Source organism: Gordonia sp. N1V (assembly GCF_029269935.1).
Lineage (GTDB): Bacteria > Actinomycetota > Actinomycetes > Mycobacteriales > Mycobacteriaceae > Gordonia > Gordonia polyisoprenivorans.
The window spans coordinates 160,745-186,905 of record NZ_JARJDD010000005.1 but is presented as its reverse complement, the minus strand read 5'-3'; the positions used below and the strand labels follow the sequence as shown (position 1 = coordinate 186,905).

Below are 26,161 nucleotides of genomic sequence, written 5' to 3'. Positions count from 1 at the left end.
TGCGGGGTCGGGGGATTGGAGAAAATCGATGGTGGGAGAACGGATCCGGAGAGTCTAGTGGCCCATACCGAGACCGCCGTCGACGTTGATCACGTTGCCGGTGACATAGGACGAGTCGTCGGAGGCCAGGAACGACACCACCGCGGCGACCTCTTCGGGCTGTCCCATCCTTTTGGCCGGGATCGCCTGGTCCACCGCGGTCTTGGTGTACTCCTCGGGCAGCGCTCGGGTCATGTCGGTGTCGATGAGCCCGGGTGCGACGACGTTGGCGGTGATGTTGCGGCCGCCGAGTTCGCGGGTCACCGACCGCGCGAGCCCGATCACACCGGCCTTCGACGAGGCGTAGTTGGCCTGGCCGGGGGTACCCATCAGACCGACGACCGAGCCGAGGTAGATGAATCGTCCCCACCGCTTGCGCAGCATGTCCCGGGTGGCCGCCTTGGTCACCCGGAAGGCCCCGGTCAGGTTGGCGTTGATGACCTTCTCGAAGCTCTCCACGCTCATCCGCATGAGAAGCGTGTCCTCGTTGATGCCGGCGTTGGACACAACCACCTCGACGGGCCCCTGATGCTCGGCGATCTCGGTGAACGCCCGGTCCACCGACTCGGTGTCGGTGACATCGCACACGACCCCGAACAACCCGTCGGGCACCCCGGAACCGCGATGGGTCACCGCGACCTTGTGCCCGTCGGCGAGCAGCCGCCGGGCCACGGCCAGACCGATTCCACGGTTGCCGCCGGTGACCAGTACCGATCGTGAGACCCGACCGGTGTCGGTCGATTCGTTGCTATCAGCCATGCGCCAAACCTATCGGTTGGATCGGTGTCACTTGCTGCCAGGTCGGCCCTGGGCGCGCACCCGCACACACCGACGCCTCCGGTGCACCGGCTACGGCAGGCGCTGGTTGATGACCAGCGAGCCGATGACCGCGGCGATCGCGAGGATCGTGCCGGAGATGATCCAGGGTCGCGAGCTGTCGCCCTTGCGGATCTCGTAGCCGATGTCCTGCTGCAGCGATTCGTAGACCTTGTTGAGCTCGTCGAGACTCGACGCGGTGAAGAACCGGCCGCCGGAGAGGTTGGCGATCTGACGCAGGGTGTCGTCGTCGACGGGCACCGGTACCTGATCGCCGTCGAGATCCACGGTGCCGGTCGCGGTACCGAAGGAGATCGTGGACACCGGGATGTTCTCCTCCTTGGCCTTACGGGCCGCGGTGAAGGCGCCGCGCGGGTCGTCGGGGTCGTCGGGCACCGTCTCCTTGCCGTCGGAGAGCAACACGATGCGTGCCGGTGGCGCGCCGGAGTCACCGCCGAGGACGGCGTTGAGCGTCTGGATCTGCTGGATGGCCGCGAAGATGCCCTCACCGGTGGCCGTCTTGTCGGCCAGTTGCAGTTTGTCGACGGCGGACTTGGTCGCACCGTGATCCGGTGTGGGCGTGACGAGATTCGACGCCGTCCCGGCGAACGAGATCAGGCCCAGGTTGATGCCGTCGGTGAGGTCGTCGGCGAATTTCTTCGCCGCGGCCTGCGCCGCCTTGAGCCGCGTCGGCGCGACGTCGGTCGACTCCATGGATCGCGAGACGTCCATGACCAGGATGACGGTGGCCTTGTTGCGCGGCACCTTGCGATCGGCCTGCGGTCCGGCCGCGGCGACGACGAGCAGGAGCAACGCGACGATCAGCAGGGCGATCGGGGCGTGGCGGGCCCATCGTGTCCAGCGACCATCGGGCGTGGTGACCCGGTCGAGGACCTCGGTGTTGGCGAACTGCAGGGTTCGCCTGCGACGAGCCCGGAGGATGTAGACATAGCAGGCGACGACGCCGGCCACGAGCAGGGCGAGCAACAGCCACCAGGGGTTGGAGAACACTCCGTGATCACCCGACCCCGGCCGCGAGGCCGCGGCGGCGCCGGCCGACGAACTTGACGACGTCGGTGAGCCAGTCCCGGTCGGTGCGCAGCGACAACACCGGACCGCCGCAACTGCGGATGGTGCGCCGCACCTTGTCCTGGTGGGCCTGGGCCGCCACCGAGAAATCATGGCGGAGGCGGTCGGTGATGGTCACCTCACGCACCTCGCCGGACTCGGCGTCGGCCAGGCGGACCTCACCGATCGGCGGCAGTTCCACATCACGCGGATCGAGCACCTCCACGGCGAGGAGTTCGTGGTGGGCGGCAATCGCCCGCAGCGACCGCTCCCAGGTGATCGGTCCGAGGAAATCACTGATCACCACGGCCAGACCGCGGCGTCGTTGCGGACGACGGAGCGCCTCGATACCGGCGTCGAGGTCGCCACGGACACCGGGAGCGCCGCGCGTGGTGGTGGCGATCGTCTTCAGCACATGTTGGGCGTGCACTCGTCCGGCCCGCGCCGGGACGCGGACGACCTGGTCACCGGTCACCACGATCGCCCCGTGCCGATTGCCGCCACCGGAGGTCAGGTGAACGATCGCGGCTGCCGCCGCGACCGCCAGATCCCTTTTGGTGCAGTTGACGGTGCCGAAATCGAGGCTCGCCGACGCGTCGACCACGAGCCACGTCTCGAGCTCGCGGTCGGCGATCATCTGACGAACATGCGGCTGCGTGGTGCGAGCGGTCACCGACCATTCCATGCGGCGGATGTCGTCGCCGGGCTGGTAGGGGCGCGCCTCCCCCGGCTCGGAACCGGGCCCCGGGATGAGGCCGAGGTGCTCGCCCTGCAGCACTCCGTCGAGTTTGCGCCGCACGGTGAGCTCGAGCATCTTCAGCGCCGCGGTGAGCTGCGGCTCCTCGAGCAGTCCCGCCCCGAGCGACGGCAGATCGCTATTGGCCGCCATAGTGCGCGGTCGCCTGGTTGGGTGCGTGCTGACCCGGCTGGGCGGTGATCTGCTGACCGACGCTCGGCGGCGCACCGACCGGCGATGCCGGCGGGTTGGGGTGATCCAGACCCGCCGGCTGCTGGGGTCCTGTCTGCTGGAGTCCCGGCTGCTGGTTCGACGGGTGCTGCTGGTTCGACGGGTACGGGGCGGCCATCGGTTGTGCGCCGACCTGCGGCAGACCGACGGTCTGCAGAATGCGGGTGATCACCGTGTCCGCGGTGATCTCGTCGGCCATCGCGTCGTAACTGAGGACCAGACGGTGCCGTAGCACGTCCGGGATGACCTCGACGATGTCCTGTGGGATGACGTAGTCGCGCCCGCGCACGAGCGCCAGTGCCCGGGCCGCCGCGACGATACCGAGGGTCGCGCGCGGCGAGGCGCCGTAGGACAGCCAGCTCGCGGCATCGGTCAGTCCGAGTTCGGCCGGGCGGCGGGTGGCGTTGATGACGCGCACGACGTAGTCGACCAGGGCGTGGTGCACGAAGACGTTGGCGGCGGTCCGCTGCAGGCGGATGGTGGCCGCGGGATCGAGGATCTGCGATGCCTCGGGGGCGACATTGCCCATCCGATAGACGATCTCGCGTTCTTCCTCCACCGACGGGTAGTCGACGAGCACCTTGAACAGGAACCGGTCGCGCTGCGCCTCGGGCAGGGGGTAGACGCCCTCGTTCTCGATCGGGTTCTGGGTGGCCATCACCAGGAACGGATCGGGCATCGGATAGGTCGTTCCGCCGATCGAGACATGACGCTCGGCCATCACCTCGAGCAGCGCCGACTGGACCTTTGCGGGCGCGCGGTTGATCTCGTCGGCGAGCAGGAAGTTCGCGACCACGGGGCCGAGTTCGGTGTCGAACTCCTCGCGTCCCTGACGATAGATCCGTGTGCCGATGAGGTCGGTCGGGACGAGGTCGGGGGTGAACTGGACGCGGGAGAAACTGCCGCCGATCACCTTGGCGAAGGTCTCGACCGCGAGGGTCTTGGCCACCCCGGGAACACCCTCGAGCAGGATGTGGCCGCGGGCGAGCAGGCCCACGAGAATGCGTTCGACGAGCTGGTCCTGGCCGACGATGACCCGCTTGACCTCGTAGATCGCCCGTTCCACGAGCTTGACGTCGGCGTCGCTCAATTCGAAGCCCGCCGCGCCGGCCCCCTGCGCCGTCGACTCGACTGTGGGATGTGAGGTCAACCCTTGCTCCTGTCGTTGCTGATCCGGCGACGGACGTACCCCCGCTCTCGTCGTTGCCAGCCTAGCGGCGCCGACTGAGAACATGCCACGAAGGGCGCGGGCGTCGCCGACGCCGGTAGGTCGGATGAACGAGCGTGAGCCCGCCGACCCACCGGTCAGAGGAGACGGACGACGTTGGGCATCGCGCCGTCGGTGCGCACCGGCGACACCTTCACCACGTCGCCCGACTGAGGCGCCTCGACCATCTTTCCGTCGCCGAGATAAAGGGCGACGTGCTCACTGGCGTTGGGGCCGTAGAAGATCATGTCGCCGCGCTGCATCTGCGCCAGCGGGAACTGCGGCCCCGAGGTGTACTGATAACCGGTGTAGTGCGGCAGCTCGATTCCGACGCCGGCAAAGGCATAGACCATCAGACCCGAGCAGTCGAACCCGATCTTGTTGTAGTCGCCGTAGCTGTCGGCGACGCCGCCGTCGCGGATGCCCTGGGTCGGCCCGTTGGCATCACCACCGCCCCACGCATAGGGCACGTTCAGCTGCGACAACGCGCGGTTCACGACGATCTCGACGGCCTGCGGGCCTCGCAGTCCCGGGCGGACGACGCCGCCTCCACCTCCGCCGGAGCTGCCGAAGAGCTGCCCGAGGCTGCCCGAACCCAGGCGCGAGCTCAGGGTGTCACCGCCGCCGCTGCCCAGCCCCGCTCCGCCGAGTCCGAGTTCGTCGAGCAGTTCCGAATGCGGCACCTGCTGCTGGCCGACGAGCCCGGAGAGGACTTTCTGGGTCACGTCGAGGGCCAGTCGCGCGGCGGCCTCGGCGGCAACCTGCATGGCGTCGTTGTCCCCGGCCGCCTGGGTGGGGCTGACGGTCACCGGGCCGGGTTGCGCCTGGCCCGGCAGATTGCGGAACAGCCCGGTCAGCAGATCCGCGGGCGCCGGGGCGTCGACCTGCGTCGGGCGCGCCGTCCCGCGCAGTTTGTCGAGTTGGGTCTGGACCGCGTTGCGTTGTTGGACCAGGGTGGCTCGTTTGCGCTGTTGGTCGGCGATCGCGCCGCGGGCCGCCGACACCGCGGCGACGGCATCGTCGCGGCGGGTCTGGGCGCTTTGCGCCGCGTAGGCGGTCTGGCGCTTCGTCGCCTGCAGCGCCGCCACCTGGTTGGCCTGCTGATTACGCGCCACCTGCAAGCGCCGGATGGTCTGCTGTTGGTCGCGGCCGAGCTGATTGATGACGGTGACGCGGTCGAGCACCTTCTGCGGGTCCGACGACGAGAGGTACTCGGTCAGCGTGCCCTCGTTCCCGCCGGTCCGATAGACCGAGCGGACGAACTGGTCGAACTCGCGTTGGGCGGCCTCGGTGGCCCGGGTTGCACGACCCAGTGATTGTTGGGCGTCGTCGGCGGCCACGGCGGCGAGACGCTGCGCGGCGACCGCGTTCTGATAGTCGACGACGGCGTGGTTGGCCGCCTCCTGCCGGGCGGCGACCGCGTTGTCGAGGTCGCTGAGATTCTGGTTGACCTGGGCGATCTGATTGATCAGCGCCGATACCGGCGAGCTCGGGGCGCGCGAGGTGGTCGGTGCGGCCGCCGCCGGACCCATCACGGCAACCAGCCCGACGGTCGCCGCGACGAGCGACGTCGCCAACGACGCCCATCGGCGCGCCGCCCTGCGGCCCACTCCTGTGGTCCCTCGCCTCACTGGCACTCCCTCGCCGTCTGTCAGCGGATGTGGTCATCCGTGGCACGAACAGCGTCTGCAACCCCGCGCGGCGCACGACGCCGACGATGCAACACGCATCACATATGGCGCATTGATGGACATGTACACCACACGTGACATTGGAACCGTACGTCACATTTGCCACAGGAGAAAACGGGTGCAACGAATTACAAAGACGTGATTACCTGCGCCGATGCTGTGAACTGCTCAAAGTCCGACAGGTTGGGTTGGTATCGAATTGGCAACGGACGCCGCTGCCGAAGCGTCAACCCTTCGGGTGACACCGAGACCATCCCCGAGGACGGCGCCGAAGACCCGCCGCCTGCAGCTCGGCCACCGTGTGCAGGACCCCGGAGGCCGTCCTAGGAGTCGTTCCCCGAGCCGGACGCGACAGCTCCGGAGGGGGATTTCTCGTCCGTCGCGGACTCCTCACCGGCGCCGTGACTGAGATCTGCTGGGGATGTCTGCGCGCCGCGGTCCCGACGCCGCAGACTCCGGATGCGGCCGACGATCGCCCCGATGACGACGACGGCGATCAGCACGATCGTGACCAGCGTCCAGTCGACCCCGGGTTTGGTGATCGCGTCCACCATCTGCTGTGCAGCCTGCGGAGGATTCGATAGCGTCAGATTGTCGGTGGCGTCCTCGAGGTTGACCCGGCTGAACTCCGGCGACGCACTGCCCACCGAATTGGGACCGAAGACCAGCACCGTCCCGCCGACGTGTTGTTGCAGTTCGGTGGCGATGTCGCGATACATCGTGAACGTGGGCATCTGCTGCTTGAGCACCACCAGATTGATGTCGTGCCCGTCGGCCTGGGCATGCGCCACGACCTGTTTGAGGGCGCCGATCTGCGCGGGGTCCTCGCTGTAGACGTGATCGTCACGGAGTTCGGCGGCGATCGCGGTCAGGTCGACGCCACCGGGGGCGGTGGTGGCGGTGACACCTTGGGTGTCGTAGGAGGAGGCGGGCGCCGCGAGAACGGTCGTGCCGGGTGCGGCGAGTATCTGGGCGCCGTCGGTGGCCGGACCAGGATTCATCGTCTCCGCTTCCTCGAGCAGGATGGTGCGCACCGGTCTCGGTGGCCACCACGTTTCGCGATCATTAAATGTGCGGTCGTCGGTGGATGCTCACCGAACCCCGATCAGAACGGTACGACAGAATGAGGAAGTCGTGAGCATCTGGGGGTCCGCGTCGCACGCGCCGGTGGACGGTCCTTGTTAGCAGTACGCCCGTACTGTTAGACTGGATTACGTCACCGCGGAAACCCCGCGGTCGCTGGATGAAACGTCGCTGGATGAAGCATCGAGCACGACCCCGACGCAGCCCGTCGGGTGGATGGTCAGAGTCGACGAGCCGGTCAGTTCGCCGATGAAGTACGCAGCCGTCCCGGAGACCGTCGCCCGGGACGTCACGCACACGCCGGCGCAGCCCGCCGGCCAGAGGAGAGTGGATTACACGTGAGTATCAATTCGTTCGGCGCGCGCGGCACCCTCGAGGTGGGCGACAACTCCTACGAGATCTACCGGCTCAGCGCGGTCGAGGGCACCGACAAGCTTCCCTACGCTCTCAAGGTCCTCGCCGAGAACCTGCTGCGCACCGAGGACGGCGCGAACATCACCACCGAGCACATCAACGCGATCGCGAACTGGGATCCCTCGGCCGAGCCGAGCATCGAGATCCAGTTCACCCCGGCCCGTGTGATCATGCAGGACTTCACCGGCGTGCCGTGCGTGGTCGACCTGGCCACCATGCGTGACGCCGTCAAGGAACTCGGCGGCGACCCGGACAAGGTCAACCCGCTCGCACCGGCCGAGATGGTCATCGACCACTCGGTCATCATCGAGGCGTTCGGCAACGCCCAGGCCTTCGAGCGCAACGTCGAGATCGAATACCAGCGCAACGAGGAGCGCTACAAGTTCCTCCGCTGGGGTCAGGGCGCATTCGACGACTTCCGCGTCGTGCCGCCGGGCACCGGCATCGTGCACCAGGTCAACATCGAGCACCTCGCCCGGTCGGTCATGGTGCGCGACGGGGTCGCCTACCCCGACACCTGCATCGGCACCGACTCACACACCACCATGGAGAACGGCCTCGGCGTCCTCGGCTGGGGCGTCGGCGGCATCGAGGCCGAGGCCGCGATGCTCGGCCAGCCGGTCTCGATGCTCATCCCCCGGGTCGTCGGATTCAAACTCACCGGTGCCGCCAAGCCCGGGGTGACCGCCACCGACGTGGTGCTGACCATCACCGACATGCTGCGCAAGCACGGCGTGGTCGGCAAGTTCGTGGAGTTCTACGGCAACGGCGTCGCCGAGGTGCCGCTGGCCAACCGCGCCACCATCGGCAACATGAGCCCGGAATTCGGTTCGACCTGCGCGATTTTCCCGATCGACGGTGAGACCATCAACTACCTCAAGCTCACCGGCCGGTCCGCCGAGACACTCGCCCTCGTCGAGGCGTACGCCAAGGAACAGGGCATGTGGCTGGAGAAGGACGCGCCGGAGGCCCAGTACTCGGAGTACATGGAGCTCGACCTGTCGACCGTCGTCCCGTCGATCGCGGGTCCCAAGCGCCCGCAGGACCGTATCGAGCTGTGGGACGCCAAGAACGCCTTCCGCAAGGACATCCACAACTACGTCGAAGAGGGCAACGCCCCACAGCTCAACGGTGTCGACGAGGCCAACGAGGAGAGCTTCCCCGCCTCGGATTCGCCGTCGACCTCCCCGGACGCGGCCAAGCTGTCGTTCTCCGACGAGCCCGCCCACAACGCCTCCAAGGGCGCCGAGGGACGTCCGTCGAAGCCGGTGACGGTGGAGTCGGCCGAGCGCGGAACCATGATCCTCGACCACGGCATCGTCACGATCGCCTCGATCACCAGTTGCACCAACACCTCCAACCCGTCGGTGATGCTCGGCGCGGGCCTGCTCGCGAAGAAGGCCGTGGACAAGGGACTGACCTCCAAGCCGTGGGTCAAGACCTCGATGGCCCCCGGCTCGCAGGTCGTGACCGGGTACTACGACAAGGCCGGCCTGTGGCCCTACCTGGAGAAGCTCGGCTTCTTCCTCGTCGGCTACGGCTGCACCACCTGCATCGGCAACTCGGGCCCGCTGCCCGAGGAGATCTCCAAGGCGATCAACGACCACGACCTCACGGCGACCGCGGTGCTCTCGGGCAACCGCAATTTCGAGGGCCGCATCAACCCCGACGTCAAGATGAACTACCTGGCGTCGCCGCCGCTGGTCATCGCCTATGCGCTGGCCGGGACGATGGACTTCGATTTCGAGTCCGATCCGCTGGGCCAGGACCAGGACGGAAACGACGTCTTCCTCGCCGACATCTGGCCGACCAACGAGGAGATCGCCGAGACCATCGCGAGCTCCATCTCGGCCGAGCAGTACGCCGAGGACTACGCCGACGTGTTCAAGGGTGACGAGCGCTGGCAGAACCTGCCGACCCCGGACGGCAAGACCTTCGAATGGGACGACGAGTCGACCTATGTGCGCAAGCCCCCCTACTTCGAGGGCATGACCCCCGAGCCGGAGCCCGTCGCCAACATCAAGGGCGCTCGTGTGCTGGCCAAGCTGGGTGATTCGGTCACCACCGACCACATCTCCCCCGCCTCGACCATCAAGCCGGGTACGCCGGCCGCGCAGTACCTCGACGAGCACGGGGTCGCACGCAAGGACTACAACTCGCTGGGCGCCCGTCGTGGCAACCACGAGGTCATGATCCGCTCGACCTTCGGCAACATCCGCCTGGCCAACCAGCTCGTGGACGTCACCGGCGGCTACACCCGCGACTTCACACAGGAGGGCGGACCGCAGTCGTTCATCTACGACGCCGCACAGAATTACGCGGCGCAGGGCACCCCGCTGGTGGTCCTCGGCGGCAAGGAGTACGGCACCGGCAGCTCGCGTGACTGGGCCGCGAAGGGGACCCGCCTGTTGGGCGTCAAGGCCGTCATCACCGAGAGCTTCGAGCGCATCCACCGCTCGAATCTGATCGGCATGGGTGTCATCCCGCTGCAGTTCCCCGAGGGCGAGTCGCACAAGTCACTCGGGCTCGACGGCACCGAGACGTTCGACATCACCGGCATCGAGGCACTGAACTCCGGTGACACCCCGGAGACCGTGCACGTCACGGCCACCAAGGAGGACGGCTCGGCGATCGAGTTCGACGCCAAGGTGCGCATCGATACCCCCGGTGAGGCCGACTATTACCGCAACGGAGGCATCCTGCAGTACGTGCTGCGGAACATGATCAAGGGCTGAGGCACCCGCTCGAGAACGAGGAGCAACTCAAGTGCCCAAGGTCAGCGATGACCGACTTGCCGCGCGTCGTCGGGAGATTCTCGACGGCGCGCGGCATTGTTTCGCCGAGTACGGATACGACGGTGCCACCGTCAAACGCATCGAGGAATCGACGGGGCTGTCCCGCGGCGCGATCTTCCATCATTTCCGTGACAAGGAAGCCCTGTTCCTGGCACTGGCGTCCGAGGACGCCGAGCGCATGGCCGACGTGGCAGCCGAACAGGGCCTCGTGCAGGTGATGCGCGATGTGCTGGCCCGTCCCCAGGATTTCAACTGGCTCGGCACGCGTCTGGAGATCGCACGAAAGTTGCGGACGGACAAGAGCTTTCGTGATGCCTGGATGTCGCATTCGGCCGATGTGGAGAAGGCCACGCTCGCCCGACTCGAACGCGGGCGCGCCTCCGGCCGCCTTCGTGACGATGTGCCCGCGGAGGTCTTGGTGAAGTATCTCGACCTCGTGCTGGACGGGCTCATCACCCGGCTGGCGACCGGTCAGCCCACCGATGATCTCCACGATGTACTCGACCTCGTCGAGGAGTCGGTCCGCGTGTCGCGGGGCGCCCCCGCGGGCCCAGTGAGCGAATCGCTGTGAAGTAGATCACCCTCGGTCAGCAAAGGTTTGCCTGGCCTAATTTTCTGGCTATCTTCACAGGATGCGTTCAGATTCTTCTTCGGTTGCGATCAGCCGACGTTCCGTGCTGCGCGGTGCCGGGGCCGGCGCGCTCGGTGCCGCCGTACTCGGGCCCGCCGTACTCGGTTCCCCGTCGGGGACACCGGCATCGGCCGCGCCGGGAGCACCGGCTCCCGGCGCCACCGCGATCGTCATCGGAAGCGGCTTCGGCGGTGCGGTGGCCGCACTTCGCCTGGGCGAGGCCGGGATCACGACCACGGTGTTCGAGCGGGGGCGGCGCTGGCCGATCCGCCCCGACGGCAACACCTTCGCGACCTTCGACCGACCCGACCGCCGTGCCGCGTGGTTCGACGACACCGCCGGGATCTCGAGCGTCGGTCGGGTACCCACCCAGCGTTATCCCGGCGTTCTCGACACCATCCGCGGCAACGGCATCGAGTCGGTGCACGGCGCGGGCGTCGGCGGCGGTTCCCTGGTGTTCGGCGCGTTCACCCTCCAGCCCGACAAGGCAGATTTCGAGACCGTGTTCCCCGGTGGCACGGGCTACGACGAGCTCGCCGCCGAGTACTACCCGCGGGCCCGGAAGATGCTGAACACCTCGGGCCTGCCCGACGACATCCTCGCCCACCCCAACTACGTGGGCGCGCGTTCCTGGTTGACAATCCTCGAACGCTACGGAATCGCACCGCAATTCGTGGAGTACGCCATCGACTGGGATCGGGTGCGTGCCGAACTCGCCGGACGCGCCAAGCCCGGCGTCTCGATCGGTGACCTGTCCTACGGCGTCAACAGCGGCGCCAAGAACTCCGTCGATCACAACTACCTACCCGCCGCCGAGCGGACCGGATTCGTGACGATCAAACCCATGCACGAGGTCTTCGAGATCCGGGAACGCTCACGGCGGCCCGGCTATATCGTGCGGGCCCGGCTGATCGACGACGCGCGGCGTACGGTCCGCGTCGTCACCGCCGAAGCCGACCATCTCTTCATGGCCGCGGGCTCCTACCACACCACGTCATTGTTGGTCCGGGCCCGCGCACAGGGCACGCTCCCCCGGCTGTCGCCGAAGATCGGCAACGGCTTCGGCGGCAACGGCGACTTCCTCATCGTGCGCACCGCGCTCCGTGACCAGCACGGGCCGATCCAGGGCGGTCCGGGCTATGCCCGCATCCGTGAGGACCGGCTGCCCGGTGGACCGGCCACGATGATCTATCAGGCCAGCCCCTTCCCCGCACCCGCGGGCTCGTTGGCGACCACACACCTGATCCAGGTGCACACCGACGAGCGCGGCACCATCGACTACGACCACGCCACCGGCGCGACGCAGCTGAACTACCCGTACCCCGAAGGTTCCAGCGTCCTGGACCGCCGCGCGATCGCCTTCGCCCAGCACTTCCATCAGCGGACCGAGACGCGATTCGGCCACCCGGCCAACGGCATCCCGATCTACGACCGGCTCTCCGGATTCGGTTCCGGCGCAACGTTCCACGGGCTCGGCGGGGTCGTCGTCGGGCAGGCTGCCGACGCCGAGGGCCGAGTCCGCGGGTATGACAACCTCTACGTCGTCGACGGCTCGTTCGCCCCGGGCGCGGTGGGATTGGTCAACCCGTCATTGACCATCACCGCACTCGCCGAGCGCACCATGGACCGTTTCCTGAGCACCCGCTGACACCTATGACCAGTCGATGTCGGGACCGCAGGGTCGCCGACCACATCGTCGAGCGCCTGCACGCCGAAGGGATCACCTCGATCTTCGGCGTGCACGGAGCGAACATCGAGGAGCTCTTCGACGCGGCCGTCCACGCCGGCCGGACCCGGCCGGTGATCGCCAAACACGAGTTCGCCGCGGCGGCCATGGCCGATGGCGTCGCCCGGATCTTCGCGCGTCCCGCCGCAGTGTTCACCACCTCCGGTGGCGGCGCACTCAATGTGGTTGCGGCGCTGGCCGAGTCGTACGACAGCCGGGTGCCCGTCCTCACCGTGATCGGCGCGCCGGCCACCGCAACCGTCGGATGCGGCGCTTTCCAGGACATGCTCGATCCCCCGGACACCATCGATCTGCGTGCCACGTTGTCCGGGGTCGCCGGAAGTGTCGGCGTCGTGCGGTCGGCCACCGAGATCGATACAGTCCTCGACGAGGCCATGCAGACGCTGCAGCGATCGTCGCCCGCGGTGATCGTGATTCCGAAAGACATTGCCGCCGAGCACCACTCCGACCATGACCCACCATCGCGTCGACCGGTGGAGCCGCCGGCCGTTCCCGACCTCACCGCGACGATCGATCGCCTGGTGGCCGATCGCGGTCGGGTCTGCATCTGGGTCGGTGACGAGGCCTCGCGTGCCGGGCTGTCGGCTCCGGTCCACGCGCTCGCCGACCTGCTGGGCGCCTCGGTGGTCGTCGCCCCGGGCGGGCGCGACGTCGCGGGACCCGGATGCGCCGGCGTGACCGGGGTGATGGGTCATCCGTCCGCGTCGCGTGCGATCGCCGACGCGCGCACCTGCCTGGTGCTCGGTTGCCGGATGACCCTGACCGACCGTGCCGGCCTCGACGAGTTCCTCGCCGCCCGCACGGTTATCCACCTCGGCGCCCACGCCCCGAGACTTCCCGGCACCGAGCACATTCCGTGCGGGCACCTCGCCGACGCCGTGTCCGACCTCGTCGAGCAGCTACGCCGTCGAATCGGTACCCGGCGCGGTCCGGACGACACTCGATTCGATCGGCGGGCCGTGGAGCTCCTCCCCGACCTCGACCCCGGCTCTGCGTTGCCGCGGATGAGCGCGGTCATCGACGCCGTCGGTAGGCAGCTGCCCGATGACGCAGTCGTCTTCGCCGATGCCGGAAACATCGGAGCGGCTGCGGTGCACCATCTTCCGTTCGGGCGTGGGCGATTCGCGATCGCCCTCGGTATGGGCGGCATGGGTCATGCGATCGCGGCGGGCGTCGGGGTGGCGATCGCCGGCGCCGACGATGTCCGGAGCGCTACACGCACAGTCGTCATCGCCGGCGACGGATCGTTCCTGATGCACGGCATGGAGATCCACACCGCGATCGAACACCGGGCACCGATGACCTTGATCGTCGCGAACAACAATGCGCATGGCATGTGCGTCACCCGGGAACGGATCTTCTTCCCGGATACGCCGGGGCTCAACACCTTCGGTCCCACCGATATCGCGGCCGGGCTCGCGGCGATGTTTCCCGACCTGCCGGTCCGGCGGGTCACCGATCCTCGCGACCTCGACGCGGCCACCCGTGACGTGCTCACGCGGCCCGGCCCAGCCTGCCTCGTCGTCGACACCGATCCCGACGAGATCCCGCCGTTTCACCCCCTACGCAGAGGAGTTCGATGACCACCGATACCACGGGCGCTCTCTCCGATCTCGATCCCGCCGAACCGCTGCCCGGCGTCATCCGGGTCGAGACGCATTCGCGTGCGCAGAGCACCCCGATGCTCGTCGACCGGGTGCGGTCGGTGTATCCGCACGATCAGATCTACGGCGAGTTCTGCACCGTGCACGGATACGTCGACGCACCGCCGCGAGAACTGTTCGATTGGCTTTCCGACACCCGATCTCTGGAGGAATGGACCTACAGCACAAGGGATCTGCGCCGGACCGAGACCGTCGGGCTGTGGGTGGGTACCGACCGGCTCAATACCGACACCGCCATCTATGTCCGCACCGTCGCCGACCCGGGAGCGATGACCGTCGACTACCACTGTGCCTGGGACCAACCCGATCACCTCTGGATGATCTATCTGATGCGGGTCGTCGACGCCCACCTCGTGCTGAACCGGCCGGGATCAGTCGTGCTGTGGACCAATTGCCGCCATCCGTTCTACGACCGCAATCCCTTCCCCGACACCGTCCCGCCCGGTCGTGAGGAGTGGGTCGGCGATCTGTGGGACATGTTCGCCGCGGGCCATCAGGTCGAACTCGACAATCTCACCGCCATCGCCGAACGCCGCCATCGCACCGGCCTGCCGCTGACCCCCGAATGGATGAGAAGATGACCGCACGTGCCCAGACGACCGCACATGCCGAGCCGACCGACCTGTACCTGGGCGATATCGCGACGTACCGCCCCGAGAACCGGGTTCCGGCAGCATATTTCGCGCAGTTCGCGCTGGACGACGACCTCGCCGACAACGTCATGTTCCGGGCACCCGCCCACCGCCACCATGCCGGCGCCGACGAGTCCAACGCCGACATGATGGTGGCCGCGGCGCAACGACTCATCGCCCGTCACGGCGCCGGTCACCTCGACGACGTCGACATCGTGGTGACCCACAGCCAGTTGCCGGAGGTCCCGGTGCGCGGGTGCGCGGGCGAATTGGCCCACCGTCTGGGCCTGCGCCCCACCACGGTCCTCGATGTGCACAACGGTGGCTGCGCCGCCTTCCTGCACATGATCGAGGTCGGCGGAGCGCTGCTGCGTGCCCGCGGCGGCGGCACGGCGCTCCTCGCGCTGGCCCAGAACAGTGCCGGACAGATCTTCACCCAGGAGCAGGTACGCGGCAAGGCGCAGGCCGCCATCCCCGGCGACGGCGCGGCGGTCGCGACCCTGATGCTCGGCGACGGCCCCAATCCGGTGCTGACCACCGTATGCCGCTCGCACGGTGAGTATTCGGCGGACATGACCGCGGTGTCCGAGCCGGCCCGCAAGTACTGGGAATCGGGCCCCGGACAGATCCACGTCGGCTTCACCGAGTCCAAGATCGCCAAGGTGCTGACCCGCGGCAATCGGCTCGTCCCCGAGGTCGCGATCGAGGCCGCCACGGCCATCGACATCCGACCCCGCGATCTCGACTGGTTGATCACCAACCAACCCAACCGCATCTTCTTACGCAATTGGCGTGAGGCACTGGAACTTCCGTCCGAGCGGCATCCCGACACCTTCGAGGAGTGCGGCAACCTGTTCGCCGTGGGCATCCCGATGACACTCGACGCACTGATCGACAGCGGCCGCCTGCGCGACCCGGATGTGATCATGATGGCGGCCTTCGCTCACGCCGGCGATTTCGCCGCGGCAGCCGCCGTGCGGTGGTCGGGCCGCTCGTGATCCGCTGCGATCTCAACGAGTCACACCTGCCGCCACCGCCCTCGGTGGCGGCGGCGATCGCCGCGGCGTCCGACACCGTCCATCGCTATCCCGAATTCGGAGCCGACACCACACGCCGCGCGATCGCCGCACACATCGGACTCGACCCCGCCCAGGTGAGCGTCGGGCCGGGCGCGACCGCCCTGGCCCACGCCATCCTCGCCGATGCGGTGCAGCGCGCCCGCATCCGCGGGATCTCGTCGCCGGTGATCCTCACGCCTGCACCGACCTTCGACGGATTCGCACTCCTGGCCGGCATGATCGGCGGCCACCTGCGCACCACGCCGCTCGACGCCGGCGGTCGCCCGGACCTGGAGGCGCTCACCGCCGCGATCGGACCCGACACCGCAGCGGTCATCGTGTGCTCACCGCACAATCCGACCGGACTCACCGTCGACGCGGACGCATTGTCCGACCTGCTCGCCCGGATTCCGGTGTCGACCCGAGTGGTGCTCGATCAGGCATATGTGGAGTACTGCTCGTCGCCACCCGACGTGCTCGACCTGATCTCGCGACGTGCGCACCTAGTGGTGCTGCGCACGTTCTCGAAGGCCTACGGTCTGGCCGGACTGCGCGCGGGTTACGCATTCGGCGGTCACGAGGCGATGGCGGGGATCCTCAGACGCGAGTTGCCGTTCGCGGTGAGCACCACCGCCGCCGCCGCGGTGACGGCGGTGCTCGGCGCCGACGGTGAGATCCGCGATCGGGTCGGAGCCGTCCGCGCCGAGCGCACTCGGCTGGCAGCGCAACTCGAGCAACTGGGCTACCCCACGCTGGCCGGTGAGGCCAACTTCGTCTACGTCCCCGGCCCCGACGGACTCACCCTCGACCACCTGCTGACCCGATCGGGAATTCAGGGCAAGGTCTGTGGCACACATGGTTTCCGGCTCACGGTGGGCGACCCCATGGTCGGCGACGCCATCGAGGCAGCACTGCGCCGCAGCGTCGCCTGATCCCCGCCGCCCGTGCAGGAGTCACCTGTCGTGTGACCACGCGGTCGACGCCGTTCGTCCCCGGGCGGGCCACGCGACGAGCAGCCCGCCGAGGACCCCATACCCGAGGACGATCTGCGCACCGCCGAGTACTGAACCGACGAACCCCAACGCCGACAACGGGATTCCCCACACCAGCCAGCTCTGCGCGAACAGCGTCTGCCACCGCAGAGCGCCATGCCAACGACCGACGATCGCGACGCGAATGCCGATGATCAGCATGCCGAGCATCGACAACGGCCAGCACGAGTCGAACATTGTCCACACGAGCGACCCCTGGATGAGCCAGAACGCGTCGAGCGTGGTCGAGACCATCGCGCCGGCGAGCACCACGGCCTGCGCCGTGTATCCGATACGCGCCACCCGCGCGGCGCCACCCTTACCGGTCATGGCCCGATCGCGGTACTGCAGGTGCAGCAACCCCAGTAGCGCCGCCTGGAACATCAGCGCAGCGATCCCGGTGAGGAGTGAGGGGGCACCGAACCCGTCCACACCGTCGAGACACGTGAGTGCGACTCCCCAGCTCATCGCGCCGACCACGAGGGCCGACCCGATCATCTGTACCCGGTTGGTCGGCAACGCGGGGTCGGGGGAGAGATCGTCGGTTCTCCGACGGCCGGGATCGGTACCCGTCGACTCCGCGGATGGGGAATTCTCGATGATCATGGGACATGTCCTCGGTGGATCGGGGCTCTCCGATGACGGAGAACTCGGTGCCGACAGCATGATCGGTGGCACTGGTAAATCACTTGGAGAGCGACCCGGCCACGGCGAACCCGGCCGGCGAGAACTGATCTCCGCTCATATCCGCGATCTACCCGATCGCGGGATTCCGGCCCACCGCGGCGACGCGTTCGCGGATCAGCTCGGCGACCGCGGCGCGCTCGAGCGCACGACCCGTCGCCATCCCCTCCCCCAGCACCTGCGCGTCGATCCCCTCGGTCATCTCGTGTCCGTACGAGGCGAGATCGATGATGTCCATCCGCTCCGGCCGATATCCGGTCACCGCACCGTGGTGCTCGGCCACCCCGAGCAGACAGGCGGCGGCCTCGTGTTCGCCCCGGACGAACTCGACGTAGGCGAGCGTGTAGACGGCCACCATCCAGGACGTCAGATCGTCGATCCGTTCGCAGGCCGCGATCATCTCGGTCAGCTTCTCCTGTGCCGGGCCGTGCACCCGGCCGCGCGCGATGTCGTTGTTGGCATGGATCCACAACGCCGAGGCGACCAACCAGTCGTATCCGCACTCGCACCCGAGCTCGACCGCCAGGGCGAGTTCGTCATCGGCCGCATCGTGATCACCGGCGCGAAAACACGCGGCGCCGAGCGCCATCCGGGCCTCCGCCGCGACCTGCGGCAGCCCGTCGGACGTCGCCACCGACAAGGCGCCGCGAGCCAGGGCGATGCCGGACTCGACCGCACCGGCACCACCCTGGAAGAATCCCAGGGTCACCGCGGCATCCGCGTGGGCAAGACGGTCGTCACGACTGGTCATGTCCAGTGGCGCGCTGGACAGAGTCGCGTCAAGACGCCCCATCGAGTCGCGCAGCACATCCAGATCACCTGCGAGATAGGCGATCACGAGCGCGCCGCACAGCGCACGCAGCCTGTCGACAACGGGAATGCCGGGGTCGTCGGCCACCGTCAGGGCCGGTCGCAGCATTCGCAGCCCCTCGTCGACGTGGCCGCGACGGTACCAGTACCAGAAGATGCCACCGACGATCTGCGTGTACGCCGCCGGGTCGGCGTGGCGGCACCGCGCCAGCGCCGCATGAATGTTGGGCATCTCGGCGTCGAGACGACGCGTCCAGGCAAGGGTGTCGGGACCGCGCAGTCCCGCATCGACCTCGGCGCTCATCGCGCGCACCCACCGCAGGTGCGCTGCTTGCAAGGCGGCGGCGCGGGATTCATCAAGATGGTCGACGGCGAACTCGCGCAGCGTATCCAGGATGCGGTAGCGCCGCGGGTCGCCACCGAGGACGGTCACTATCGAGGAGTCGATGAGCGGCCTCGAGGTCAGCGAGCAGACGCGACCCGTGTCCGGTCACCGCTTCGGCTGCGCCGTGATCGAATCCGCCTGCGAACACCGTCAGCGCCTCGAACAACCGCCGTTGCGATTCGTCGAGGGCACGGTAGGACCCCTCGATGGCCGCGTACATGCTCGAGTGACGCTCACCCGCCGTACCCGGTAACGCGGCTCGCGCGGTGCGCAGCAGTGCGAAGCGATCGATCAACAGGTGGTGCAGTTGCCGCACCGACAACATCGAGGTCCGCGCGGCCGCGAGTTCGATTGCCAGGGGCAGATTGTCGAGGGCCCGGCACAGGGTGACGATGTCGGCCGAGTCCTCGCTGCGCGCGGCGCGAGGCGCGCGTTCGGTGAACAGTGTTGCGGCCTCGCGCAGCGGTCCGACAACGTGGACATGCTCACCGGGAACACCGAGCCGCACCCGGCTTGTGGCGAGCACCCGCACGCCGGGGCATCCGGTCAGCAGCGCCAGGACGAGCTTCGCGACCTCGCCTGCCACGTGCTCACAGTTGTCGAGGACGAGTAGCGTTCGGCGCGAGCTCAGCAGTGCGGTGAGCACGTCGACTCCACCGCTCGCGGTGACGCCGAGCACGCGCGTCGTGGCCTCGACGAGGGAGTCGTGATCCCGTGTGCCCGAGGCCTCGACGAACCACGGACCGTCGTGGTCGGAGCGCGCCGCGGCAACCGCTATCGCCAGACGTGTTTTGCCGATGCCGCCCGGTCCGGTGAGCGTCACCAGTCGATCGGTTCCTAGTGCGCGCTCGATGTCGGCGAGGTCGTCGCGCCGCCCGACGAAGGAAGTGAGCGCGACCGGGATGTGACGTCCCAGACGAGCGCGGGCGTCGTGCTCCACGTCGACGATCAAACCGGGATCGTGTCGCAGGATGGCTTCCTGCAGGGCCACCAGCGACGGTCCGGGATCGGCGCCGATCTCGTCGGCGAGCACGCCGCGCGCAGTCCGCAGGCTCTCCAATGCCTGCGCCTGCCGACCCGCACGGTACTGCGTCAGAGCGAGCAGTTCCCAGCGCTTCTCCCGCAGCGGATCGGCACGCAGGAGGGCGGACAACTCGACGATGACCGACTCGTGGTCGCCACATGCACTCGTCGCGGCGAGGTGGTCGTCGACGGCGTCGGCTCGCACCGCCGCGAGGCGCGTGGCTTCGATCTCGGCGAACTCCCAACCCTCGATGTCGCTGTACGCCGGTCCGCGCCACCGGGCCAGCGCCTGCGCGAGGATGTCACGCACCGCCGCGGCGTTGCCGGACTCGAGTAGGGCGCGCCCTCGCTGCGCTTGTGCGACAAAGACATTCGCATCCACTGCGTCGTGAGGGATGAGCAATCGGTAGCCGCTTCCGGTGCGGACGAGCACCTCCGGCGACTTCTGTGCGTGCGCCGGCTCGAGAACGCGTCGCAGCGTCGAGACATAAGCCTGCAGAGTTCCGGTGGCCGTCCGTGGCGGGCTCTGATGCCACAGATCGTCGATGATCGTCGACGCCGACACCACCTCGCCACCCGCGATCAACAGACGCGACAGCAGGGCTCGTGGCAGCGGGCCCCCCAACGGCACCTCGACCCCGTCGACATGCACCGCCAGCGCGCCCAGAACGCGGACCTCGAATGGCATGTGACGACGATAAACGGATTCGGGCGATTCGGACAGATTCTCACCTACCGAGTGAGCGCTCGCTATAACCTTGCTTACAGTTGTCATTGCCGATGAGGAGAGATCGTGTTCCCTGGAGTCTTCGCCGCCCGTACCCCCGACAAGCCCGCCGTCATCCGCGCCTCGACCGGCGAGCAGTTGACCTACCGAGAACTCGACGAGAACTCCACACGCCTGGCCAATCATCTCCACTCCCTCGGCCTGAAGTCCGGGGATGCGATCGCCGTGGTCTCCGAGAACGACCTGCACATCTTCGAGGTCTACTGGGCGGCGCTGCGCAGCGGCATGTACGTCACCGCGATCAACCATCACCTGACGGCCGAGGAGACCAATTACATCCTCTCCGACTCCAACGCGCAGGTTGTCTTCGCGGGGGCGTCGGTGGCGCACGCCGTAGAGCGTGCGGGTGAACTCCCCGCCCTCGCCGCACCCGGACACCGACTCGTCTGGGGCGGCGAACTGCCCGGCTTCGACTCGTACGAGAAGGTCCTCGCGAGCGCGTCGTCGCAGCCGCGAACCGATCAGCCCCGCGGCACCGACATGCTCTACTCGTCGGGAACCACCGGACGGCCCAAGGGAATCCAGACCCCACTGCCGCAAGGCCAGGTCGACGAGATCCCCGACGCCTACACCGCGGTGTTCGCCCCGATGTACGGATTCGACGAGAATTCCGTCTACCTCTCCCCCGCGCCGCTGTATCACGCTGCGCCACTGCGGTATTGCGGCACCACCAATTCGGTGGGCGGCACCGTGGTGTTCATGGACCGCTTCGAACCCGAGGAAGCCCTGCGGCTCATCGAGACCTACCACGTCACCCACAGCCAGTGGGTGCCCACCATGTTCATCCGCATGTTGAAACTGCCCGAGGAGGTCCGCTGCCGGTACGACGTCTCGAGCATGAAGGTCGCCATTCACGCCGCCGCGCCCTGCCCGGCCGAGGTCAAGCGCGCCATGATCGAGTGGTGGGGCCCGGTGATCCACGAGTACTACGCCTCCACCGAGGCGGCCGGAGCCACATTCATCGGACCCCAGGAGGCACTGGATCATCCTGGTTCGGTGGGCAAGCCGCTACTCGGCGTGGTGCACATCTGCGACGAGGACGGCAACGATCTGCCCACCGGCGAGGTCGGACTGGTCTACTTCGAGCGCGAGGAGGCCGTCTTCGAGTACCACAACGACCCGGAGAAGACCGCGCAGGCGCGGCACCCCGCGCACGACAACTGGTCGACCACCGGCGACGTCGGCTACGTCGACGAGGACGGCTACCTCTACCTCACCGACCGCAAGGCCTTCATGATCATTTCCGGCGGGGTCAACATCTACCCGCAGGAGGCCGAGAACGTCCTCGTCACCCATCCCGCCGTGTTCGATGTCGGTGTGATCGGCGTCCCCGATCCCGATCTCGGCGAGGTCGCCAAGGCGTGTGTTCAACTCGCGCCCGGGTTCTCACCATCCGATGAGCTCACTGCCGAGTTGCTCGACTTCACCCGCGAGAAGATCGCGGGCTACAAGGTGCCCCGTTCGGTCGACTTCGTCGACGACCTACCCCGGACCCCCACCGGCAAGCTCGTGAAAGGCATTCTCCGCAAGGCGTATTGGCCCTCGACGGTGTAGCCCGCATTACGAGTCCATAACATTCCTGCGCGACGCTAACGATGTCCTCGGCCCGACGGATACTCCCCATGTCGGGACCAGACGATCCACTCCGGGTCGGGGAGATCGCGAGTCCGCACCATGGACGTACTCACCGAATGCTGTCGCTCGCGGCCGCATGACAGGCGTTGCACTCATCATCGAAACCACTGTCACACAGGCCATCCCACGAGGGGCGCGATGGCCTTGACCGCGGCGATCGGATGTTCACGCAGCGCCGGCGTCGGCCCTGCTACTGCCGAGCCGGTCAGTTTAGCCACCCTACGTCTACGAGCTTCCTGCCACCGCCGACCGACATCATCAGCGTCCGGGTCCTCACCGTTTCCGTCGGACTCGTCCTCGTCGGTGCAAGTCTTCATCTTCGGCCTCAGCCCCGGTGAAACCGTCACATCTACGGTGCATCTCATCGATGTCCGGACGACCCGCTGACATCCATACCGTCGGGTCCGACCGCACGGTCGTGACGTCTGCCGCGTGAATGACATCGACCGCCCATTCGCTGTGCACGGCTAACGACCGGACCGGGTCGCGCGACACACCCCATGCCGGCGCCGGCACCACGCACATCAACCAGGGTCGGGGAGACCTCGGAAAACATCATGAGCCAAAAGCACTTCCGCGTCATCGGAACCGCTGTACTCCCGTCGGTGGCGCTCGTCGTAGCCACCATGACCGCGGGCATCGCCGCGGCAGACGACACCACAACCACCATCCCACCGCTCATCACATCCACCACACAGACCACAGCACCGGCAACCACAACGCCACCGACCACCGGAAGCGATCCCGCGCCACCGTCGACACCAGCGTCGACCAGCGTTTCTGTCCCGCCGTCGGCGCCGTCGAGCAGCAGTCCCGCCCCGACGCCGCCGGCCGGCCAGGGAACGCTGAACCTCACCACCAAAGACACCGCCGGCAACCCGGTCCCCGGAGTGGTGATCGAATTCGCCGGACCGGCAGGCAGCCAACCGATTCCGCTTCCGGCGTCGATCAACAATTACCCGGGGTCGTACGGCATCACCGTCACCGACGTACCGGCCGGCTATCGGCTCCTCGGTTCCGGCGGGTTCGCCGTCAATATCGTCGCCGGGCAGACGGTGAGCCACCAGTTCACCTTCACCCGCACCGACGGAGGACACAACTTCGGTTGGCTCCAGGTCACCAAGCGCGATCGGGTCGACGGCCACACCTTGCCCGGAGCCCAGTTCGCCGTCGCGACGTGCGACGGACAGGGACTCGGTGTGATCACCACCGACGACGAGGGCATCGCGTCGAAGCGGGTACGTGGCGGGTGCTACACCGCACGCGAGATCGCAGCTCCCGCAGGTTATCTCAACGACGGATTGACATACACCTTCGATGTGGTCGGCGGCCAGACAGCCGACCAGTCGGTCTACAACACCCGCGCCGGTCATGTCAGCTCTCGCAATCCGGCAGGCCGAGTGCCGCTCTCATCGATCCCATCGGGTCCGGTGAATCGACCGTGAAGACCATCGTGACAACGGGCCACCCGACGCGACGCCTGCTGCGTCGGGTGGCTCTTCTACTGGTCGGCCTCGCCGCAGTGGTCCTGACCGGTTGCGCGACGAGCGCCACGCCGTCATCCGAACCCGGCAGTTCGACAGTGGCACAGTCTGACCTGCGTCCACCGGTCAGTGCCCGAACAGGTGATCCGGCCGCCCCGACCTCGGTGACCGCGGACGGTCAGACCGCCCCCACCGAATCGGTGGCCACCGATGCGTCCGGCGCATTGCTGCCGCCCCAGGATGTCGGCCACCTCGGGTGGTGGGTGGACTCAGCGTTACCCGGCTCGGGAATGGGCACGGTGGTGATCACCGGGCACATCGACGACGTCGATCAGGGACGAGGGTTCGCCGCGCGGTTCGGCTCGCTGATGCCGGGATCCGAGGTCACCGTGCAGACCGCCGGCGGTGAGAAGGTCCGGTATCGGGTCCGCGATGTCCAGACCGCGGATAAGGAAAACGCTTTCCCCGCAGCACAACTCAACCGCCTCGACGGGCCGGAGACCCTGGCCCTGGTGACATGCGGTGGACCGTTCGTCGGTCCACCCCTCGGGTATCGTGACAACATCATCGCCTGGGCGGTCCGCTCCTAGAACGCAGACCGTATGCGCAATCCCCTTGACAGCACACGCAATCCCGCTGACGGCGCACGCCCACCCGCTGGTCGAGCCCGACGGGGCGCCGGCCGAGAAGGCGGGTCGTAACGGATGTCAAGCGGTTGGGAACAGGTGGACGGATCGTTGGTATGGAGCGCTTCGCGACTTCTGTGAACCTTGGTCCGCCCCTCGTCCTTTGAGACTTCTTACTCGCCGTGTTGTGGTGACGGTGTTGGTGTTCGTCCTCAGGCGAGTTCGATGAGTTCCTGATATTCCTCGGACCAGTGGTCCTCGGTGCCGTCGGGCAGCAGGATCACGCGCTGCGGATCGAGCGCGGCGGCGGCACCGGGGTCGTGGGTCACCAGGACCACGGCCCCGGTATAGCTGCGCAGGGCGTCGAGGACCTGTTCCCGCGAGATCGGGTCGAGGTTGTTGGTGGGCTCGTCGAGGAGCAACACGTTGGCCGCCGAGGACACCAATCCGGCCAGTGTCAGGCGCGTCTTCTCACCACCGGACAGGGTGCCCGCGGGCTGGTCGAGCTGCGCACCGGAGAACATGAACGCACCGAGCAGGCCGCGCAGGTCCTGTTCACCGGCATCGGGGGCGGCGTGCCGGATGTTCTCCCACACCGACGCCCCGTCGTCGAGGGTGTCGTGTTCCTGCGCGAAATAGCCGATCTTGAGCCCGTATCCGGGTTCCAGGGAACCCCGATCGGGTGTCTCGACCCCGGCGAGCAGTTTGAGCAACGTGGTCTTACCGGCACCGTTGAGACCGAGAATGACCACGCGGCTGCCCTTGTCGATCGCGAGATCCACCCCGGTGAAGATCTCCAGGGAGCCGTAGTTCTTGGTCAACCCCGACGCCATCAACGGCGTCTTGCCACAGGTGGCGGGATCCGGGAAGCGGATCTTCGCGGTTCGGTCGGCCACCCGCTCCTCCTCGAGGGAGTCGAGCATGCGGTCGGCGCGTTTGAGCATGTTCTGCGCCGCGGTGGCCTTGGTCGCCTTCGCGCCGAGTTTGGCGGCCTGTGTGCGCAGCGCCGATGCCTTCTTCTCGGCGTTGGCGCGTTCGCGTTTGCGCCGCTGCTCGTCGGTGGCACGCGCGTCGAGGTAGCGCTTCCACTCCATGTTGTAGACGTCGGCCTCACCACGCACCGCGTCGAGGAACCACACCCGGTTCACCACGTCGGCGAGCAACTCGACGTCGTGGCTGATGACGACGAGTCCACCCTCGTGGTTCTGCAGGAATCCCCGCAACCAGGTGATCGAGTCGGCGTCGAGGTGGTTGGTCGGCTCGTCGAGCAGCAGCGTCGTGTCCGACTTCCCGGCACCGTCGGAAGCGGCGAACAGGATGCGCGCCAGCTCGATTCGTCGTCGCTGGCCACCGGACAGGGTGCGCAACGGCTGACCGAGCACACGGTCGGGCAGGCCGAGTGAATGGCAGATCCGCGCCGCCTCGGACTCGGCGACGTAACCGCCGAGTGCGGAGAATCGCTCCTCGAGCTGCCCGTACTTCGCGACCGCCTTGTCGCGCACCTTGTCGTCTGCCGCCTCGGCCATCAGCGCTTGCTGCTTTTCCATCTGACGCATGATCGAGTCGAGCCCACGCGCCGAGAGCACCCGATCGCGGGCCAGCACCTCGAGGTCACCCTCCTTGGGGTCCTGCGGCAGGTACCCGATCTCGCCGCTGCGCACGACGGTTCCGGCATAGGGCTCGGTCTCCCCGGCCAGGATGCGCAGAGTCGTCGTCTTGCCTGCGCCGTTGCGTCCGACCAGCCCGATGCGGTCGCCGGGTTGGATGCGCAGCGCCGAGCCGGGCGCCGACAGCAGGGTCCGGGCGCCCGCTCGGACTTCGAGGTCGGTCGCGGTGATCACGACGGTCCAGTCTAATCGCCGAGCGACATCAAGACCGCATCGC

Annotated in this window: 20 protein-coding genes; 10 read left to right on the top strand and 10 right to left on the bottom strand. The window is 67.6% G+C overall.

Translation table 11 applies throughout. From position 1 onward, the window contains the following. Positions 1-54: 54 nt before the first annotated feature. From fabG1 to P3L18_RS09050, 6 genes are all read right to left on the bottom strand, one after another. Positions 55-798 carry a 3-oxoacyl-ACP reductase FabG1 gene (gene fabG1, locus P3L18_RS09075; RefSeq protein ID WP_006370101.1) on the bottom strand — a complete coding sequence of 248 codons (744 nt, stop codon included), beginning with the start codon at positions 796-798 and terminating at the stop codon, positions 55-57. 90 nt (positions 799-888) lie between these two features. After that, positions 889-1,866 (bottom strand): VWA domain-containing protein, encoded by a 978-nt coding sequence (locus tag P3L18_RS09070; RefSeq protein WP_276113921.1) that lies wholly within the window; start codon positions 1,864-1,866, stop codon positions 889-891. A gap of 7 nt (positions 1,867-1,873) precedes the next feature. Further along, positions 1,874-2,812, bottom strand: a complete 939-nt coding sequence (locus P3L18_RS09065) for a DUF58 domain-containing protein (RefSeq protein WP_006370099.1) — start codon at positions 2,810-2,812, stop codon at positions 1,874-1,876. Continuing rightward, the gene (locus tag P3L18_RS09060) at positions 2,799-4,040 is read right to left on the bottom strand and encodes an AAA family ATPase (RefSeq protein WP_276113920.1); all 1,242 of its coding nucleotides are present in this window, start codon (positions 4,038-4,040) and stop codon (positions 2,799-2,801) included. Before P3L18_RS09060 ends, P3L18_RS09065 begins: the two co-directional genes overlap by 14 nt. 155 nt (positions 4,041-4,195) lie before the next feature. Then, complete coding sequence (locus P3L18_RS09055) at positions 4,196-5,728, bottom strand: NlpC/P60 family protein (protein ID WP_276113919.1); 1,533 nt, start codon at positions 5,726-5,728, stop codon at positions 4,196-4,198. Between the two features lie 383 nt (positions 5,729-6,111). Then, positions 6,112-6,822 (bottom strand): DUF6676 family protein, encoded by a 711-nt coding sequence (locus tag P3L18_RS09050; RefSeq protein ID WP_276113918.1) that lies wholly within the window; start codon positions 6,820-6,822, stop codon positions 6,112-6,114. Between the two features lie 387 nt (positions 6,823-7,209). Between P3L18_RS09050 and P3L18_RS09045 the strand changes: the two genes are divergently transcribed. The 7 genes from P3L18_RS09045 to P3L18_RS09015 all read left to right on the top strand — a co-directional run bounded on the left by P3L18_RS09045 (position 7,210) and on the right by P3L18_RS09015 (position 16,744). Further along, the gene (locus P3L18_RS09045; RefSeq protein ID WP_276113917.1) at positions 7,210-10,020 is read left to right on the top strand and encodes an aconitate hydratase; all 2,811 of its coding nucleotides are present in this window, start codon (positions 7,210-7,212) and stop codon (positions 10,018-10,020) included. Positions 10,021-10,051: 31 nt separating this feature from the next. After that, positions 10,052-10,651 (top strand): TetR/AcrR family transcriptional regulator, encoded by a 600-nt coding sequence (locus tag P3L18_RS09040; RefSeq protein ID WP_006370094.1) that lies wholly within the window; start codon positions 10,052-10,054, stop codon positions 10,649-10,651. A 61-nt stretch (positions 10,652-10,712) separates the two neighbouring features. Then, positions 10,713-12,359, top strand: coding sequence for a GMC oxidoreductase (locus P3L18_RS09035; protein WP_276113916.1), 1,647 nt, complete (start codon positions 10,713-10,715; stop codon positions 12,357-12,359). Between the two features lie 5 nt (positions 12,360-12,364). Next, complete coding sequence (locus P3L18_RS09030; protein WP_094600502.1) at positions 12,365-14,041, top strand: thiamine pyrophosphate-binding protein; 1,677 nt, start codon at positions 12,365-12,367, stop codon at positions 14,039-14,041. Next, complete coding sequence (locus P3L18_RS09025; protein ID WP_079929665.1) at positions 14,038-14,703, top strand: SRPBCC family protein; 666 nt, start codon at positions 14,038-14,040, stop codon at positions 14,701-14,703. The genes P3L18_RS09030 and P3L18_RS09025 overlap by 4 nt, the downstream gene beginning before the upstream one ends. Continuing rightward, positions 14,700-15,752, top strand: coding sequence for a 3-oxoacyl-[acyl-carrier-protein] synthase III C-terminal domain-containing protein (locus tag P3L18_RS09020; RefSeq protein ID WP_276113915.1), 1,053 nt, complete (start codon positions 14,700-14,702; stop codon positions 15,750-15,752). The genes P3L18_RS09025 and P3L18_RS09020 overlap by 4 nt, the downstream gene beginning before the upstream one ends. After that, positions 15,734-16,744, top strand: coding sequence for an aminotransferase class I/II-fold pyridoxal phosphate-dependent enzyme (locus P3L18_RS09015; RefSeq protein WP_276113914.1), 1,011 nt, complete (start codon positions 15,734-15,736; stop codon positions 16,742-16,744). Before P3L18_RS09020 ends, P3L18_RS09015 begins: the two co-directional genes overlap by 19 nt. 21 nt (positions 16,745-16,765) lie before the next feature. On the opposite strand, the gene P3L18_RS09010 is transcribed toward P3L18_RS09015, so the two are convergent. The 3 genes from P3L18_RS09010 to P3L18_RS09000 all read right to left on the bottom strand — a co-directional run bounded on the left by P3L18_RS09010 (position 16,766) and on the right by P3L18_RS09000 (position 20,433). Next, entirely contained in the window at positions 16,766-17,449 is a 684-nt protein-coding gene (locus P3L18_RS09010; RefSeq protein ID WP_276113913.1) for a hypothetical protein, read from the bottom strand. A 148-nt stretch (positions 17,450-17,597) separates the two neighbouring features. Continuing rightward, positions 17,598-18,770, bottom strand: a complete 1,173-nt coding sequence (locus tag P3L18_RS09005; RefSeq protein WP_276113912.1) for a hypothetical protein — start codon at positions 18,768-18,770, stop codon at positions 17,598-17,600. Then, entirely contained in the window at positions 18,694-20,433 is a 1,740-nt protein-coding gene (locus P3L18_RS09000) for a BTAD domain-containing putative transcriptional regulator (protein ID WP_276113911.1), read from the bottom strand. The genes P3L18_RS09005 and P3L18_RS09000 overlap by 77 nt, the downstream gene beginning before the upstream one ends. A gap of 105 nt (positions 20,434-20,538) precedes the next feature. Here P3L18_RS09000 and P3L18_RS08995 point away from each other — a divergent pair, with 105 nt between their 5' ends. From P3L18_RS08995 to P3L18_RS08985, 3 genes are all read left to right on the top strand, one after another. After that, a complete protein-coding gene (locus P3L18_RS08995; RefSeq protein ID WP_276113910.1) occupies positions 20,539-22,086 on the top strand; it encodes an acyl-CoA synthetase in 1,548 nt (515 codons plus the stop codon). Between the two features lie 638 nt (positions 22,087-22,724). Then, the gene (locus P3L18_RS08990; protein WP_276113909.1) at positions 22,725-23,612 is read left to right on the top strand and encodes a prealbumin-like fold domain-containing protein; all 888 of its coding nucleotides are present in this window, start codon (positions 22,725-22,727) and stop codon (positions 23,610-23,612) included. Further along, entirely contained in the window at positions 23,609-24,241 is a 633-nt protein-coding gene (locus tag P3L18_RS08985; protein ID WP_346348425.1) for a class F sortase, read from the top strand. The genes P3L18_RS08990 and P3L18_RS08985 overlap by 4 nt, the downstream gene beginning before the upstream one ends. 248 nt (positions 24,242-24,489) lie before the next feature. Here the strand turns inward: P3L18_RS08985 and P3L18_RS08980 are convergent, their stop codons facing one another. After that, a complete protein-coding gene (locus P3L18_RS08980; protein WP_276113908.1) occupies positions 24,490-26,118 on the bottom strand; it encodes an ABC-F family ATP-binding cassette domain-containing protein in 1,629 nt (542 codons plus the stop codon). Between the last annotated feature and the right edge of the window lie 43 nt (positions 26,119-26,161).